The organism is Burkholderia sp. BCC1640, from assembly GCF_902833125.1.
Taxonomy (GTDB): Bacteria; Pseudomonadota; Gammaproteobacteria; order Burkholderiales; family Burkholderiaceae; genus Burkholderia; species Burkholderia diffusa.
In genome coordinates this window covers 82,698-98,824 of the sequence record NZ_CADFEF010000028.1, presented here as the reverse complement: position 1 = coordinate 98,824, position 16,127 = coordinate 82,698, and the positions used below count along the sequence as shown (strand labels likewise).

The 16,127-nt window shown below is 68.3% G+C and carries 17 protein-coding genes; 9 read left to right on the top strand and 8 right to left on the bottom strand.

Translation table 11 applies throughout. The features are described 5' to 3' along the window. Positions 1-251 precede the first annotated feature (251 nt). Positions 252-740, bottom strand: coding sequence for a cyclic pyranopterin monophosphate synthase MoaC (moaC, locus tag HWX25_RS26105; protein WP_175911284.1), 489 nt, complete (start codon positions 738-740; stop codon positions 252-254). 275 nt (positions 741-1,015) lie between these two features. Here moaC and HWX25_RS26100 point away from each other — a divergent pair, with 275 nt between their 5' ends. Beyond that, entirely contained in the window at positions 1,016-2,710 is a 1,695-nt protein-coding gene (locus tag HWX25_RS26100; protein ID WP_175911282.1) for a M48 family metalloprotease, read from the top strand. 31 nt (positions 2,711-2,741) lie between these two features. On the opposite strand, the gene HWX25_RS26095 is transcribed toward HWX25_RS26100, so the two are convergent. The 6 genes from HWX25_RS26095 to HWX25_RS26070 all read right to left on the bottom strand — a co-directional run bounded on the left by HWX25_RS26095 (position 2,742) and on the right by HWX25_RS26070 (position 7,316). After that, on the bottom strand, positions 2,742-3,347 hold the full coding sequence (locus HWX25_RS26095) for a DUF2946 family protein (RefSeq protein ID WP_175911281.1): 606 nt from the start codon (positions 3,345-3,347) through the stop codon (positions 2,742-2,744). Then, the gene (locus tag HWX25_RS26090) at positions 3,340-4,377 is read right to left on the bottom strand and encodes a hydrolase (protein ID WP_175911279.1); all 1,038 of its coding nucleotides are present in this window, start codon (positions 4,375-4,377) and stop codon (positions 3,340-3,342) included. The genes HWX25_RS26095 and HWX25_RS26090 overlap by 8 nt, the downstream gene beginning before the upstream one ends. A gap of 33 nt (positions 4,378-4,410) precedes the next feature. Further along, positions 4,411-4,857: a nuclear transport factor 2 family protein gene (locus HWX25_RS26085; protein WP_006749968.1), complete on the bottom strand. Its 447-nt coding sequence runs from the start codon at positions 4,855-4,857 to the stop codon at positions 4,411-4,413. A 115-nt stretch (positions 4,858-4,972) separates the two neighbouring features. Beyond that, positions 4,973-6,010 (bottom strand): lipopolysaccharide heptosyltransferase II, encoded by a 1,038-nt coding sequence (gene waaF / locus HWX25_RS26080; protein ID WP_175911277.1) that lies wholly within the window; start codon positions 6,008-6,010, stop codon positions 4,973-4,975. 137 nt (positions 6,011-6,147) lie between these two features. Beyond that, the gene (locus HWX25_RS26075) at positions 6,148-6,342 is read right to left on the bottom strand and encodes a zinc-finger domain-containing protein (RefSeq protein WP_006749970.1); all 195 of its coding nucleotides are present in this window, start codon (positions 6,340-6,342) and stop codon (positions 6,148-6,150) included. Between the two features lie 50 nt (positions 6,343-6,392). Next, positions 6,393-7,316 (bottom strand): branched-chain amino acid transaminase, encoded by a 924-nt coding sequence (locus tag HWX25_RS26070; RefSeq protein WP_059447778.1) that lies wholly within the window; start codon positions 7,314-7,316, stop codon positions 6,393-6,395. Positions 7,317-7,521: 205 nt separating this feature from the next. Here HWX25_RS26070 and HWX25_RS26065 point away from each other — a divergent pair, with 205 nt between their 5' ends. The 3 genes from HWX25_RS26065 (at position 7,522) to HWX25_RS26055 (ending at position 10,074) form a co-directional block, all read left to right on the top strand. Then, on the top strand, positions 7,522-8,277 hold the full coding sequence (locus HWX25_RS26065) for an AzlC family ABC transporter permease (protein ID WP_059690615.1): 756 nt from the start codon (positions 7,522-7,524) through the stop codon (positions 8,275-8,277). Then, the gene (locus HWX25_RS26060) at positions 8,274-8,597 is read left to right on the top strand and encodes an AzlD domain-containing protein (RefSeq protein WP_059527991.1); all 324 of its coding nucleotides are present in this window, start codon (positions 8,274-8,276) and stop codon (positions 8,595-8,597) included. Before HWX25_RS26065 ends, HWX25_RS26060 begins: the two co-directional genes overlap by 4 nt. A gap of 280 nt (positions 8,598-8,877) precedes the next feature. After that, positions 8,878-10,074 (top strand): phosphoglycerate kinase, encoded by a 1,197-nt coding sequence (locus HWX25_RS26055; protein ID WP_175911276.1) that lies wholly within the window; start codon positions 8,878-8,880, stop codon positions 10,072-10,074. A 157-nt stretch (positions 10,075-10,231) separates the two neighbouring features. Here HWX25_RS26055 and HWX25_RS33795 read toward each other — a convergent pair whose 3' ends face one another. Continuing rightward, on the bottom strand, positions 10,232-10,360 hold the full coding sequence (locus tag HWX25_RS33795; protein ID WP_256097633.1) for a hypothetical protein: 129 nt from the start codon (positions 10,358-10,360) through the stop codon (positions 10,232-10,234). Between HWX25_RS33795 and pyk the strand changes: the two genes are divergently transcribed. From pyk to HWX25_RS26030, 5 genes are all read left to right on the top strand, one after another. Next, positions 10,359-11,795 carry a pyruvate kinase gene (gene pyk / locus HWX25_RS26050; protein WP_059447904.1) on the top strand — a complete coding sequence of 479 codons (1,437 nt, stop codon included), beginning with the start codon at positions 10,359-10,361 and terminating at the stop codon, positions 11,793-11,795. The genes HWX25_RS33795 and pyk overlap by 2 nt on opposite strands. Positions 11,796-12,106: 311 nt before the next feature. Next, entirely contained in the window at positions 12,107-13,171 is a 1,065-nt protein-coding gene (gene fba, locus HWX25_RS26045; RefSeq protein ID WP_059690613.1) for a class II fructose-bisphosphate aldolase, read from the top strand. A 235-nt stretch (positions 13,172-13,406) separates the two neighbouring features. Further along, complete coding sequence (locus tag HWX25_RS26040; RefSeq protein ID WP_059820348.1) at positions 13,407-14,297, top strand: phosphoribosylaminoimidazolesuccinocarboxamide synthase; 891 nt, start codon at positions 13,407-13,409, stop codon at positions 14,295-14,297. A gap of 17 nt (positions 14,298-14,314) precedes the next feature. Further along, positions 14,315-14,836, top strand: a complete 522-nt coding sequence (gene purE / locus HWX25_RS26035) for a 5-(carboxyamino)imidazole ribonucleotide mutase (RefSeq protein WP_012364611.1) — start codon at positions 14,315-14,317, stop codon at positions 14,834-14,836. A gap of 88 nt (positions 14,837-14,924) precedes the next feature. Then, a complete protein-coding gene (locus HWX25_RS26030) occupies positions 14,925-16,121 on the top strand; it encodes a 5-(carboxyamino)imidazole ribonucleotide synthase (RefSeq protein WP_059527982.1) in 1,197 nt (398 codons plus the stop codon). Positions 16,122-16,127: the final 6 nt, after the last annotated feature.

The window sequence follows — 16,127 nt, the reverse complement described above, 5'->3', positions numbered from 1 at the left end:
TCATGGTCATCGGGATCATCCCCAAACACCCTGCCTGAAAAACTAGCAGGATAGGTTGATTGCCCGGCTCAGTTTTCAGTCGGCGCGATCCCTACAAGTGGCTCAATTTCCGGTCGGCGTAAACACTCCAAGTGGAGCAGGATTGGAGCAAGATCGAATTTTTCACCTTGTCGCGGTGACCGGGGCGATGGGGCACCAGCCAGCCGTCGATGCGGGAGAGGCGTTGGTTTGATTTGGAAATCTACATTAAATCAATCCCTTACGTCCTCCGCTTTCCAGTCCCCCGACTTCCCGCCGCGTTTCTCCCTGACGCTCACGTCGGTGATCATCATCCCGCGATCCACGGCCTTGCACATGTCGTACACGGTCAACAGCCCGACCTGCACGGCAGTCAACGCTTCCATCTCGACGCCGGTGCGCCCGAACGTCTCGACCTGCGCGACGCAGTGCACGCCCGGCAGGGCGTCGTCGAGTTCGAAGTCGACGGCCACGCGCGTCAGCGCGAGCGGGTGACACAGCGGAATGAGGTCGGCGGTGCGCTTCGCGCCCTGGATCGCGGCGATGCGCGCGACGCCGAGCACGTCGCCTTTCTTCGCCTTGCCGTCGCGGATCAGCGCGAACGTCGCCGGCAGCATCCGGATCGTGCCGCGCGCGATCGCGATGCGTTGCGTTTCCTCTTTGCCGCCGACGTCGACCATGTGTGCGTGGCCCGCGGCGTCGAAATGGGTGAGTCCTGACATGTCTTGCTCCAGTGGAACGGGGTGCGCGCGCGAGCACGTCCCTCGATCCGGCTTCGCGATCGGCCGGGGGCGCCGAATCCCGTATCCGCACCCCGATCCGATCCAACGTTTCAACGGGCGCCTATCATAGCAGTGGCCTTCGCGGCGCCGAGCGCGCAGATGGCGCATTTGCCGCGCGGGACAGTCGCGATGTCGCCGGTACAATGACCCGAATATTCAGACCAAACGCCGCGATGCGCGCCCGGCGCGCGGGACGGCGTCGCTTTCATCCTGCCATGCGTGTCAAACAGTTGCTTGCCGTGTTGCTGTCGGCGGCGCTCGTGCTGCCGCCGAGCGGCCATGCACAGCGCACGTCCGCGCTGCCGCTCGAGCCGGCGGCAGGCGCGTCACCGTCGATTTCCACGGTGCCGTCTGGCATCGCGACCGGCGTATTCGGCACCTACGGCGGCGCGGAGAGCCGGTTTTCCGGCGCCGACGGCGCGTCCGCGCCGGTCGCGAGCCTGCGCGCACCGCTGCGCGCGCTGGAGCTGCCCGACCTCGGCGACGGCTCCGGCGGTTCGCTCACGCCGCGGGCCGAACGGCGTCTCGGCGAGCGTGTGATGCGCGAGGTGAGGCGCGATCCGGACTATCTCGACGACTGGCTCGCGCGCGACTACCTGAACGCGATCGCGAAGCGGCTCGCAGCCGCGGCGGCCGCGCGCTACATCGGCGGCTACATGCCGGACTTCGAACTGTTCCCGGTGCGCGATCCGCAGATCAACGCGTTCTCGATGCCGGGCGGCTTCATCGGCATCAACAGCGGGCTGGTCGTCACGACGCAGACGGAATCCGAACTCGCGTCGGTGGTCGGTCACGAGATGGGCCACGTGCTGCAGCGGCACATCGCGCGGATGATCGGCGCGAACGAGAAGACCGGCTACACGGCGCTCGCGACGATGCTGCTCGGCGTGCTGGCGGGCGTGCTCGCGCGCAGCGGCGATCTCGGCAGCGCGATCGCGATGGGCGGGCAGGCGTACGCGGTCGACAACCAGTTGCGCTTCTCGCGGTCGGCGGAGCGCGAGGCCGATCGCGTCGGGTTCCAGCTGCTCGCCGGCGCCGGCTACGACCCGTACGGAATGCCGGGCTTCTTCGAACGGCTCGAGCGCGCGTCGATGGGCGACGCGGGCGTGCCGGCCTATGCGCGTACGCACCCGCTGACGGGCGAACGGATCGCCGACATGGAAGATCGCGCACGCCGCGCGCCATACCGGCAGCCGCGCCAGTCGGCCGAATACGGCTTCGTGCGCGCACGGCTGCGCATCCTGCAGAATCGCGCGCCGAACGACATCGCGGCCGAGACGCGCAGGATGCAGCTCGAGCTCGACGATCGCACGGCGCCGAACGTCGCGGCGAACGAATACGGGATCGCGCTCGCGAACATGCTGCTCGGCCAGTACGACGCGGCCGACAAGGCGCTCGTGTCGGCCCGTGCCGCATTCGACGCGCGCGAGCGGCGCGCGGACAATCCCGAGACGAGTTCGCCGAGCCTCGACGTGCTCGCCGCCGACATCGCGCGCCGCGCGGGCCGGACCGACGACGCGGTGCGGCTCGCGGCGCTCGCGCAGCGGCGCTGGCCGGCGTCGCACGCGGCGATCGTCGCGCACCTGCAGGCGCTGATCGCCGCGCGCCGCTTCGCCGAAGCACAGACGCTCGCGCGCACGGAGGCGCAGGCGGACCCCGAGCAGCCGGACTGGTGGGACTATCTCGCGAAGGCGAGCGACGGCCGGGGCGACGTGCTCGCGCGGCGCCGCGCGCTCGCGGAGAAGCTGGCGCTCGACGGCGCGTGGCCGTCGGCGATACGCCAGCTGAAGGAGGCGCGCGACGCGAAGGACGTGTCGTTCTACGACCAGTCGATCATCGGCGCGCGGCTGCTGGAATTCGAGGCGCGCTACAAGGAAGAGCGCGAGGACGAGAAGAACGGCCGCGGATAACGGCCGTCAGGCGGGCAGGGTGGGTTGCGCGTCAGCTTTCGACGCTGCCGTCGCGGCCATCTGGCGAGCTGCGGCGCGCCCGCTGCGCGGGACTCGCGACGAAGCCGAACGTCGCGGGCACGTCGGCGCAGGCGAGATTGCCGAGCGACAGCGTGCACCCGTCGCGCCAGCGCAGCACGGGCGGCGTCGCGTCGAAGTCCGCGTGATCGGCGAACAGGCCGAGGTCATGGTCGTGCAGCGCCGCGACGCGCGGCGGCGAGCCGGCCGCGCGAAACAGCACGCCGCCCGCGTCGTCGAGCCACGCGGCGTCCGGTTCGAATGGCGCGCCGGTCTGGTCGGCCAGCGCGAGTTGCCCGTCGCGTTCGGCCAGGCGCACGACCCACGGCGTATAGGCGAGCTCGACGTACACGCGCTGCGGCCCGTTCTGGAAGAACCACTGGCCGTGCGCGTCGCAGGCGTAGTTGCGCCCGATGAACGCGTTCAGCGCCGCATGCCGGACCGGCGAGCCGAGCGCTCCCGCGGCCTGCGCGGCGTCGTCTCGCAGCCGCCATTCGCCGCGCCGGTCAAGCAGCAGCCAGCCGGTGCAGTGCGGCACGTTCGGCCACTTGGCGAGGGCCTGCCTGACGATGTCATCCATGGTCGACGAATTTCGAGCAATAGCCGAACACCCGCGCCGACAGCCAGTCGAGGCGGCCGGGGAACGGCCCGGTCATGAATCCCGCGTGGCCGCCGTCCGTGGGCTGGTCGAGCTCGACGGCCGGCGACACGTCGGCGGCGCTCGGCAGCGCGGATTCGGGCAGGAACGGATCGTTGCGGGCGTTGAGGATCAGCGTCGGCACGTCGATCGCGGGCAGCAGCGGGCGCGTCGTGGCCTGGGTCCAGTAGTCGTCGGCGTCCGCGAAGCCGTGCAGCGGCGCGGTCACGACTTCGTCGAAGTCGCGCATCGTCACGGCCCGCAGCATCGCGTCGCGGTCGAACAGCCCCGGATACTGGTCGAGCTTCGCGAGCGCCTTGCGTTTCAGCGTCTTCAGGAAGCTGCGCGTATAGACCATCGCGAAGCCCTGCGATAGCGCGCGACCGCCCGCGTGCACGTCGATCGGCGTCGAGATCGCGGCGGCCGCGTGCACGATCGACGTGTCGCTGCGGTGCTCGCCGAGCCAGCGCAGCAGCACGTTGCCGCCGAGCGATACGCCGGCCGCGACGACCGGCCCGCGATGCTGCGCGGCGAGCCGGCGCAGGATCCAGTCGACCTCGGCGCTGTCGGCGAGATGGTAGAAGCGCGGCTGCCGGTTGAGCTCGCCGCTGCAGCTGCGAAAGTGCGGGACGACGGCGTGCCAGCCCTTCGCGCGCGCGGCGGCCATCATCGCCAGCGCGTAATGCGAGCCGGAACTGCCTTCGAGGCCGTGGAACAGCACGAACAGCGGTGCGTCGGGCGCCGGCGCGGCACTGTCGAGATGCGCGACCCAGTCGAGATCGATGAAATCGTGGTCGGGGGTTTCCCATCGCTCTCGTCGGTACGCGACCGCCGGACGCCGTGCGAACAGCGCGGGCACGATGGTTTGGGCATGGCTGTTCGGCAGCCAGCGCGGTGCGCGATAGCGCAATGAATCGTCGTCGGGGGCCGGGGCCCCGGTCAGCGGCGAGGTGGGCGGAGAAGCCGTACTCATGATCGCCCCGCTAATGCGTTGCTTCGTTCTTCGTCAGTGCAGCGGACCCTGCCCGTGACGGATCTTCGCGGCGAATTGTCCGGCCGCTTGTTCGGGAATCGGGCTCGCGTGAATATGCGCGATGCGCCACTCGCCGCGTTCGTGAATCATCACGTACGTGGCGAAAACCATGTCCGGTTCGGCCGTCAGGTCGGCCTGCTGATGCGCTTCGGCGATCGTGTAGACGACGGTGCCGAGACTATCGTATACGCGGATGTCGAGCGGTTCGATCGTCACGGGACGCGTCGCGAGGCGGTTCGCCAGCCCGCTGCGGATCTGGTCGAGGCCGTGCAGATGCTCGCCGTCGGCCCAGACGCAGCTGGCGAAGTCCTCGTCGATCCACAACCCCAGCAGCGCGTCGAGATTGGCATCGGCGACGGCCTGGTAGTAAGCGTTCAGCGTATCGGCAGCGGCTTCGAAAAGGCGGGCAAAACGTGGCATCGGGGTTATCTCTCGCGCGCGTCGCGCGCCGTATTCAGCACGGCGGCCCGGATGGAGCCGCCGTACACCGGTGAATCGGATTGCCCGGCGCGTCGTGCGACGCTGCCGGCCAGGGTCAGCGCTGCCCGACGAGCATGCCGCGCAAATCGCCGAATACCTGCTCGGGACCGAGTTGGCGCAGGCAGTTCAGATGGCCGAGCGGGCACTCGCGTTCGAAGCAGGGACTGCATTCGAGATGCAGCCATTGTACCTTCGCCAGCTCCGACAGCGGAGGGGTGTGGCGCGGATCCGTCGAGCCGTACAGCGCGACGAGCGGCCGGCGCAAGGCGGCCGCGACGTGCATCAGCCCCGAATCGTTGGTCACGACCGCGTTCGCGCGCGCGATCAGCGCGCACGCCTCGGACAGCGACGTCTGCCCGCACAGGTTGCGCACGTTCGGCGCGTGGTCGGCGATCGCCTGCGCGGCGGCGGCGTCCTTCTGCGAGCCGAGCGCGACGATCTGCGTGTACGGGAACGACTGGTGGACGATCGTCGCGAGCGTTGCGAAGTGCTCGGGCGGCCAGCGCTTGGCCGGGCCGTATTCCGCGCCGGGGCAGAACACGACGAGCGGCTTGCGCGTATCGAGATTGAAACGTGCGGACACGCGCGCAGTCTCGTTCAGGTCGGCGTCGAGGTGCGGCGCGGGCAGCGTCTTCATCGACTCGGGCAGCTTCGCGCCCGGCGCATACGCAAGCGCCGCGTAGTGGGTCGTCATCGGTGGACGCTCGGCCGACTTGTCGGGGTTCGCGTGCCGCACGTTCAGCAGGCCGTAGCGGTGCTCGCCCGTGTAGCCGATCCGCAGCGGGATGTTCGCGAGCCACGGGATCACCGCGGACTTCAGCGAATTCGGCAGCACGTACGCCGCGTCGTAGCCGACGTCACGCAGGTCGGTCGCGAGCTGCCAGCGGCGCAGCAGCTGCAGCTTGCCGTGCGCGAGGTCGGTCGCGTAGACATCGTGGATCTCGGGCATCCGCTCGAGCACGGGCGCGACCCAGGTGGGCGCGACGGCATCGATCGCGATGCGGGGATGGAGCTTTTTCAGCAGCGCAAAAAGCGGCTGCGCCATCAATGCGTCACCGATCCAGTTCGGTGCGATAACCAGCGCTCGACGCATCAGGTCGACTTCCGATGTCGTAATGAAGCACGGCGCGCATGCACCGCGTTCGGGTTGTCAGAACAGGAAAAGGGCGGCGCGCCGGAGTTCCGGCTGCGCCGCCTCGCGTGCGGCGGGCCCGCGGGCCCGGCCCGGGCTCAGTGGCCCTTGACCACCTCGCCGTCGCGCAGCTTGTAGCGCGTGCCGCAATACGGGCAGCGCGCCTCGCCGTGCGACACGTCGATGAAGACGCGCGGGTGCGCGCTCCAGCGCGCCATGGCCGGGTTCGGGCAGTAGGCGGGGAGATCCTTGGCCGTCAGCTCGACCAGCGGCATTTCCTTGATTTCACTCATGAGACTTTCTCTTATCACTCTTTTGTGGGGCGGTCGGTGGCGCAGCGCACTCAGACCTTCGTCAGCCAGTGCGCGTACTTCGCGTTCTTGCCCGACACGATATCGAAAAATGCCGACTGGAGCTTTTCCGTGACCGGGCCGCGCGCGCCGCTGCCGATCGTACGGTTGTCGAGCTCGCGGATCGGCGTGACTTCGGCGGCCGTGCCCGTGAAGAACGCTTCGTCGGCCGTGTAGACCTCGTCGCGCGTGATGCGCTTCTCGATCACCTCGATGCCGGCGTCCTTCGCGAGCGTGATGATCGTGTCGCGCGTGATGCCGTCGAGGCACGACGACAGGTCCGGCGTGTACAGCTTGCCGTTGTTCACCAGGAAGAAGTTCTCGCCGGAGCCTTCCGACACGTAGCCGTCGACGTCGAGCAGCAGCGCTTCGTCGTAGCCGTCGGCGGTCGCTTCCTGGTTCGCGAGGATCGAGTTCACGTACCAGCCCGACGCCTTCGCGCGCACCATGGACACGTTCACGTGGTGGCGCGTGAACGACGACGTCTTCACGCGGATGCCCTTCGCGAGGCCGTCCTCGCCGAGGTACGCGCCCCACGGCCAGGCGGCGATCGCGACGTGGATCGTGTTGCCCTTCGCCGACACGCCGAGCTTTTCCGAGCCGACCCAGATGATCGGGCGCAGGTAGCACGACTCGAGCTTGTTCTCGCGCACGACTTCGAGCTGCGCGGCTTCGAGCGTTTCGCGGTCGAACGGCACGTCCATCTGGAAGATCTTCGCCGAATTCAGCAGACGTTTGGTGTGCTCGCGCAGACGGAAGATCGCGGTGCTGCCGTCGGCCGTCTTGTACGCACGCACGCCCTCGAAGACGCCCATGCCGTAGTGCAGCGTATGGGTCAGGACGTGGATCTTGGCGTCGCGCCAGTCGATCAGCTTGCCGTCCATCCAGATCTTGCCGTCGCGGTCGGCCATTGACATAGGATTCTCCTGGGAAGCAGTTGTGCAGCGGGTTGTGTGCAGCATTGAGCCGGAAAGACGCTTATTTTAGCGTCATTTGAAGGCGATCCGGTCGGTCGGCACGGGGCCGGCGCTATAATCGCCCGGTACCGATTCCAATAACGACGGGTCGTACCGGCAGGAGGCGCCGGCGGCCCGACGAACCGCCCGCCGCGGCCCGCTTCCCATGCTCGCTCGATTCTCCGCCACCGACCGCTTCGCGCTGATCCAGGGCGCGCGCGACTATTCCCCGACACTGATGGCGATCCTGTCCTGGGGGCTCGTCACCGGGGTCGCGATGAGCAAGTCGGTGATGACGCTCGGGCAGGCGAGCGCGATGTCGATCTTCGTCTACGCGGGCTCGTCGCAGCTCGCGGTGCTGCCGCTCCTCGTCGCGAAGCTGCCGATCTGGACGATCCTGCTCACGGCCACGATGGTCAACATGCGCTTCGTGATCTTCAGCGCCGGGCTTGCGCCCCATTTTTCCTACCTGCCGCTGTGGCGGCGCCTCGCGATCGGCTATTTCAACGGCGACGTGATCTACCTGCTGTTCCAGAAACAGGGTTTCGCATACGGTCACGTGCCGGGCAAGGAGGCGTATTTCTGGGGGATGGCGCTCGCGAGCTGGGCGTCGTGGCAGGTGTCGTCGCTCGCCGGCATCCTGCTCGCGAGCTTCTTTCCCGCGAGCTGGGGGCTGGAGCTGGCCGGCACGCTCGCACTGCTCCCGATCATGGTGTCGGCGGTCGCGAACCGCTCGACGCTCGCGGCCGTCGCGGTCGCGGGCATCGTGTCGCTGATCGCGTTCGACCTGCCGTACCGGCTCGCGCTGCCGATCGCGGTACTGGCCGCGCTCGCGGCCGGGTGCACGGCTGATTTCTTCGTCGAACGCGCCGACTGGCGCCGCATCCGCACCGAAACCGTGCACGAAAAGGAAATCGAATGAGCGCGACGGAAATCTGGATCGTGATCGTCGGGATGACGATCGTCACGGCCGTCACGCGCGCGCTGTTCCTGATCGGCGGCGAACGCACCGTGCTGCCCGAGCGCGCGCAGCGCGCGCTGCGCTACGCGCCGGCCGCCGCACTCGTCGCGGTCGTGCTGCCCGACGTGCTCGAAACGCCGGCCGGGCTGTCGTTCGCGCTGTCCAACCATCCGTTTTACGCGGCACTTGCCGGTCTCGGGTGGTTCTTGTGGCGGCGCAGCATGCTCGGCACGATCATCGTCGGGATGCTCGTCTTCACCGCGCTGCGGCTGATCTTCTGATGAATCGTCGTGGTCGCCCGCCGGGCGTCGGCCGCTGGCGAGCTCGTATTGCTGCGTTGCGGAAATGTGTCGACGGCCGCGCGCGATCCCAAATAGGCGGAATTCGCCGCCGCACGGGTCAGTCTGCCGGATGGATCGGCTAGAATGCCCGTTCGAGATTTTTTACCCGTGCGCGTCATGCGAACCGCCAGCCACGGCCGCATCCGGCGCCCTTTCGCGGCAGCCCGCGCACATCCAGCGTGAACCCCCTTTCCCCATCCACTACTTCAATCTGTTCAACATGAGCCAAGTCAAGCGTCTTACCGACCTGATCGCCGCCGGCCAGCTCGCCGGCAAGCGGGTGTTCATCCGCGCCGACCTGAACGTCCCGCAGGACGATCACGGCAACATCACCGAAGACACGCGCGTGCGCGCGTCCGTGCCGGCCATCCAGGCCGCGCTCGACGCCGGCGCGGCCGTGATGGTCACGTCGCACCTCGGTCGTCCGACCGAAGGCGAGTCCAAGCCGGAAGACTCGCTCGCGCCGGTCGCGAAGCGTCTCGCCGAACTGCTCGGCCGTGACGTGCCGCTCGTCTCGAACTGGGTCGAGAACGGCGTGAACGTCGCGCCGGGCCAGGTCGTGCTGCTCGAGAACTGCCGCGTGAACAAGGGCGAGAAGAAGAATTCGGACGAGCTCGCGCAGAAGATGGCGAAGCTCTGCGACGTCTACGTGAACGACGCGTTCGGCACCGCGCACCGCGCGGAAGCGACCACCCACGGGATCGCGAAGTACGCGCCGGTCGCGTGCGCGGGCCCGCTGCTGGCCGCCGAACTCGACGCGCTCGGCAAGGCGCTCGGCAACCCGGCTCGCCCGCTGGTCGCAATCGTCGCCGGTTCGAAGGTGTCGACCAAGCTGACGATTCTCAAGTCGCTCGCCGGCAAGGTCGATCAGCTGATCGTCGGCGGCGGCATCGCGAACACGTTCATGCTCGCGGCCGGCCTGTCGATCGGCAAGTCGCTCGCGGAAGCCGATCTCGTCGCCGAGGCGAAGGCGATCATCGACGAGGCGCGCGAGCGCGGCGCGTCGGTGCCGATCCCGACCGACGTCGTGACGGCCAAGGAATTCTCGCCGACGGCCGCGGCCACGGTGAAGCAGGTCGCCGACATCGAAGCGGACGACATGATCCTCGACATCGGCCCGGATACGGCCAAGGCGCTCGCCAGCCAGCTCGAGAAGGCCGGCACGATCGTCTGGAACGGCCCGGTCGGCGTGTTCGAGTTCGACCAGTTCGGCAACGGCACCAAGACGCTCGCCGAAGCGATCGCCAAATCGTCCGCGTTCTCGATCGCGGGCGGCGGCGACACGCTCGCGGCCATCGCGAAGTACGGCATCCATGACCAGGTCAGCTACATCTCGACGGGCGGCGGCGCCTTCCTCGAGTTCCTCGAGGGGAAGAAGCTGCCGGCAGTGGAAGTGCTCGAAACGCGGGCGGCCTGAGCGTGGCGGCGCGCGCAGGGGTGACGAGGGCCGCGCGCTCCGCGAAGGCGGAGCAGCCGGCCGGCGCGGGCAAGCGCAAACGCGCGCCCGCGCGGGCGAACTCGACCCCGCGCGCACCGGCGGCCGCCGGCGACGCGGTCGTGCAGCACCACGAGATTCAGAACAAAGCGATGCCGGGCGCAAGCACCGGCACGCCCCCCGGAACGGCCGCCGCTGGGCCCGCCGATTCCGGCTCTCGCAGCGTTTCACCCAGCGCATCCACCTTGATCCAGATGAGGAGTTTCATGCAGCGCGCCACCAAGATAGTCGCCACGATCGGCCCGGCTTCCAGTTCGCCGGAGATTCTGCTGCAGATGATGCAGGCGGGCCTCGACGTCGTGCGGCTCAACTTTTCGCACGGCACGGCCGACGATCACCGCCAGCGCGCCGAGATGGTGCGCGAGGCCGCCCGCAAGGTCGGCCGCGAGATCGCGATCATGGCCGACCTCCAGGGCCCGAAGATCCGCGTCGGCAAGTTCGAGAACGGCAAGACGACCCTCGTGCCGGGCCAGGCCTTCATCCTCGACGCGGGCTGCGAACTTGGCAACGACGAGCGCGTCGGCCTCGACTACAAGGAACTGCCGCGCGACCTGAAGCCGGGCGACCTGCTGCTGCTGAACGACGGCCTGATCGTGCTGACCGTCGAGCGCGTGCTCGGCGACGAGATCCACACGATCGTCAAGGTGGGCGGCGAGCTGTCGAACAACAAGGGGATCAACCGCCAGGGCGGCGGTCTGTCGGCGCCCGCGCTGACCGCGAAGGATATGGAAGACATCCGCACGGCGATGTCGCTCGGCGCGGATCTGGTCGCGGTGTCGTTCCCGAAGAATGCGACGGACATGGAAATGGCGCGCCAGCTCGCGAACATCGCGGGCGCGCCGTACGGCATCAAGCCGAAGATGATCGCGAAGATCGAGCGCGCGGAGGCCATTCCGGCGCTGCAGAGCATTCTCGACGCGTCCGACGGCATCATGGTCGCGCGTGGCGACCTCGCGGTGGAAGTCGGTAACGCGGCCGTGCCGGCGCTGCAGAAGCGGATGATCCGGATGGCGCGCGAGTCGAACAAGCTCGTGATCACCGCGACGCAGATGATGGAATCGATGATCCACGCGCCGGTGCCGACCCGCGCGGAAGTGTCGGACGTCGCGAACGCGGTGCTCGACGGCACCGACGCGGTGATGCTGTCGGCCGAGACGGCCGCCGGCAAGTACCCGGTCGTCACGATCGAGACGATGGCGGCCGTGTGCGTCGAGGCGGAAAAGTCCGAGCACGTCGAGCTGGACAAGGATTTCCTCGACCGCACGTTTACGCGGATCGACCAGTCGATCGCGATGGGCGCGCTGTTCACCGCGTATCACCTCGGTGCGAAGGCAATCGTCGCGCTGACCGAATCGGGCGCGACCGCGCTGTGGATGTCGCGTCACTACACGCACGTGCCGATTTTCGCGCTGACGCCGCGCGTCGGCAGCGAGCGCACGATGGCGCTGTACCGCAACGTGACGCCGCTGCACGTCGACTTCAACAGCGACCGCGATTCGGCGCTGCAGGCGGCGCTCGAGATCGTCGTCAAGCAGGGCTACGTGCAGCACGGCGACATGGTCGTGCTGACCGTCGGCGAGCCGATGGGGCAGGCGGGCGGCACCAACACGCTGAAGATTGTGCGGGTCGGCGAGCATTATTGAGCGCCGGCATGCGCCGGGCCGGCCCGGCGGCCGGTCCACCGGCCGCCCGAGCCGATCGGGCACCGTTTTTTTGACGAAAGCCGCGCGGGGTCTGATGCCCCGCGCGGCTTTTTTTCTGTTTTTTGGCCGGATTGTGCCGTGCGAAGGTAACAAATTGCGAGTACGCGCTACCGGCCGGTCGGAATCGGAGGCGCTTCGCGATAAAATGCGGCTATTCGACGCTCAGCCGCGCCGTGCCGCCCCGGTTTCGACGGGGCCGAGCGCCGCGCCGGCGTCAGGGCGCACCGGTTTTCATTCCAAGGAGTTCCACAATGCCTCTCGTATCAATGCGTCAATTGCTGGACCACGCGGCAGAGCACGGTTACGGCCTGCCGGCCTTCAACGTGAACAACCTGGAGCAGGTCCAGGCGATCATGGCGGCGGCGGATCAGGTCGGCGCGCCCGTGATCATGCAGGCATCGGCCGGCGCGCGTAAGTACGCGGGCGAGCCGTTCCTGCGCCACCTGATCGAAGCGGCGGTCGAGTCGTATCCGCACATCCCGGTCGTGATGCACCAGGACCACGGCCAGTCGCCGGCCGTGTGCATGGGCGCGATCCGCAGCGGTTTCACCAGCGTGATGATGGACGGTTCGCTCGAAGCCGACGGCAAGACGGTCGCCTCGTACGAATACAACGTCGAGGTGTCGCGCAAGGTCGTCGAGATGGCGCACTCGATCGGCGTGACGGTCGAAGCCGAACTCGGCGTGCTCGGCTCGCTCGAGACGATGAAGGGCGACAAGGAAGACGGCCACGGCGCCGAAGGCACGATGACCCGCGAGCAACTGCTGACCGATCCGGAGCAGGCCGCCGACTTCGTGAAGCTCACGCAGTGCGACGCGCTCGCGATCGCGATCGGTACGTCGCACGGCGCGTACAAGTTCTCGAAGAAGCCGACGGGCGACATCCTGTCGATTCAGCGCATCAAGGAAATCCACGCACGCATCCCGAACACGCACCTGGTGATGCACGGTTCGTCGTCGGTGCCGCAGGAACTGCTGGCCGAGATCCGCGAATTCGGCGGCGACATGAAGGAAACCTACGGCGTGCCGGTCGAGGAAATCCAGGAAGGCATCAAGCACGGCGTGCGCAAGATCAACATCGACACCGACCTGCGTCTCGCGATCACCGGCGCGATCCGCCGCTACCTGTTCGAGAACCCGGGCAAGTTCGATCCGCGCGACTACCTGAAGCCCGCGCGCGAAGCGGCGAAGCAGGTGTGCGTCGACCGCTACCTCGCGTTCGGCTGCGAAGGCCAGGCCGCGAAGATCAAGCCGGTGTCGCTCGACAAGATCGCCGAACAGTACAAGTCCGGCGCGCTTGCGCAGGTCGTGCGCTGAGACTGTAGTACGATTGCCCCGCCCGGTCTTGCCGCCGGGCCGGGGCTGGCCGCCCGGGCGCCGGATTCGATCCGGCCCTCGGGACGGCCGTTCCGTCCGGCCGAACAAGGGCCGGCCGGCAGCCGGCGGGCCTGATCGCCCGCCGGTTCGCCGACGCATTGCAAGACCGCCGTTCCCGCCTGCCGCGGGGAACGGCGTTTCCCTTTTTGTTTGGCTCCTTATCTGCGAAAAGACGATGTCTACCCTTTACGAATCCACGCTCCGCTCGCTGCCGCTCCTCGGTCGCGGCAAGGTCCGCGACAACTACGCGGTCGGCAACGACAAGCTCCTGATCGTCACGACCGATCGCCTGTCGGCATTCGACGTGATCATGGGCGAGCCGATTCCGAACAAGGGCCGCGTGCTGAACCAGATGGCGAACTTCTGGTTCGACAAGCTCGCGCACATCGTGCCGAACCACCTGACGGGCGATGCGCCGGAAGCGGTCGTCTCGGCCGACGAGGTCGAGCAGGTCAAGGGTCGCGGCGTGGTCGTCAAGCGCCTCGAGCCGATCATGATCGAGGCGGTCGTGCGCGGCTACCTGGCCGGCAGCGGCTGGAAGGAATACCAGGAGTCGGGCGCCGTGTGCGGCGTGAAGCTGCCGGAAGGCCTGCAGAACGCGCAGAAGCTGCCCGAGCCGATCTTCACGCCGGCCGCGAAGGCCGAGCTCGGCGAGCACGACGAGAACATCACGTTCGAGGAAACCGAGCGCCGCATCGGCACCGAGCTGGCCGCGACGATCCGCGACATCTCGATCCGCCTGTACAAGGAAGCAGCCGACTACGCGGCGACGCGCGGCATCATCATCGCCGACACGAAGTTCGAATTCGGCCTCGACAATCACGGCAAGCTGTACCTGATGGACGAAGTGCTGACGGCCGATTCGTCGCGCTTCTGGCCGGCCGACCAGTACCAGGTCGGCACCAACCCGCCGTCGTTCGACAAGCAGTTCGTGCGCGACTGGCTCGAGGCGCAGCCGTGGGGCAAGACCGCGCCGGCACCGGCACTGCCGGCCGACGTCGTCGAGAAGACGGCCGCGAAGTACCAGGAAGCGCTCGAGCGCATCACCGGCCAGCCGCTCGCCTGAAGGAAGGAACGCACGAAATGAGTGAAGTCCAGACTGCCCACACGCACAGCGCGCCGCTCGTCGGCGTGCTGATGGGTTCGAGTTCCGACTGGGACGTGATGAAGAACGCGGTCGCGATCCTGCAGGAATTCGGCGTGCCGTACGAAGCGAAGGTCGTGTCCGCGCACCGGATGCCCGACGAGATGTTCGACTACGCGGAGAAGGCGCGCGAGCGCGGGCTGCGCGCGATCATCGCGGGCGCCGGCGGTGCCGCGCACCTGCCCGGCATGCTGGCCGCGAAAACCACGGTGCCGGTGCTCGGCGTACCGGTCGCGAGCAAGTACCTGAAGGGCGTCGATTCGCTGCACTCGATCGTGCAGATGCCGAAGGGCGTGCCGGTCGCGACGTTCGCGATCGGCGAGGCCGGCGCCGCGAACGCCGCGCTGTTCGCGGTGTCGATACTGTCCGGCACGTCGGTCGACTACGCGAACCGCCTCGCCGCGTTCCGCGTGCGCCAGAACGAAGCCGCGCACGCGATGGTGCTGCCGCCGCTCGCATGACGGCGCACCGGCGGCCGCACTGCCGTTTCAGCGGCCGCCTGATCCTCATCACTGCGGCGGGCAGCGCCCGCCGCGACCGACCACTGACATGACCGCAACTCCTGATTCCGTTTCCCCGATCCTGCCCGGCGCGTGGCTGGGCATGGTCGGCGGCGGCCAGCTCGGCCGCATGTTCTGCTTTGCCGCCCAGTCGATGGGCTATCGCGTCGCCGTGCTCGATCCCGATCCGACGAGCCCCGCCGGCGCGGTCGCCGACCGTCACCTGCGCGCGGCCTACGACGACGAAGCCGCGCTCGCCGAACTGGCCGGGCTGTGCGATGCCGTGTCGACGGAATTCGAGAACGTGCCGGCCGCGAGCCTCGATTTCCTCGCGCGCACGACGTTCGTCGCACCGGCCGGCCGCTGCGTCGCGGTCGCGCAGGACCGGATCGCGGAGAAGCGTTTCATCGAGGCGTCGGGCGTGCCGGTCGCACCGCACGTCGTGATCGAATCGGCGGCGGCGCTCGCCGCGCTCGACGATGCCGCGCTCGACGCGGTGCTGCCGGGCATCCTGAAGACGGCGCGCCTCGGTTACGACGGCAAGGGCCAGGTGCGCGTGAACACCGCGCGGGAAGCGCGCGACGCGCATGCGTCGCTCGGCGGCGTGCCGTGCGTGCTCGAAAAGCGCCTGCCGCTGAAATACGAAGTGTCCGCGCTGATCGCGCGCGGCGCGGACGGCCGCTCGGCCGCATTCCCGCTCGCGCAGAACGTGCATCACAACGGCATCCTCGCGCTGACCGTCGTGCCGGCGCCGGCCGCCGATGCCGCGCGCGTCGAGGAGGCGCAGCAGGCAGCCGTCCGGATCGCCGATACGCTCGGCTACGTCGGTGTGCTCTGCGTCGAATTCTTCGTGCTGGAAGACGGCTCGTTCGTCGCGAACGAAATGGCGCCGCGCCCGCACAACTCTGGTCACTACACGGTCGATGCGTGCGCAACGAGCCAGTTCGAGCAGCAGGTGCGCGCGATGACGCGCATGCCGCTCGGCAATCCGCGCCAGCATTCGCCGGCCGCGATGCTGAACATCCTCGGCGACGTGTGGTTCCCGAACGGCGCCGCGGCCGAGGCCGTCACGCCGCCGTGGGACACGGTCGCCGCGATGCCGGCTGCGCACCTGCACCTGTACGGCAAGGAAGAAGCGCGCGTCGGCCGCAAGATGGGCCACGTGAACTTCACGGCCGAGACGCGCGACGATGCCGTTGCCGCCGCCACCGCGTGCGCGCAGCTGCTGCGCGTGCCGCTCGACTGAGGCGCC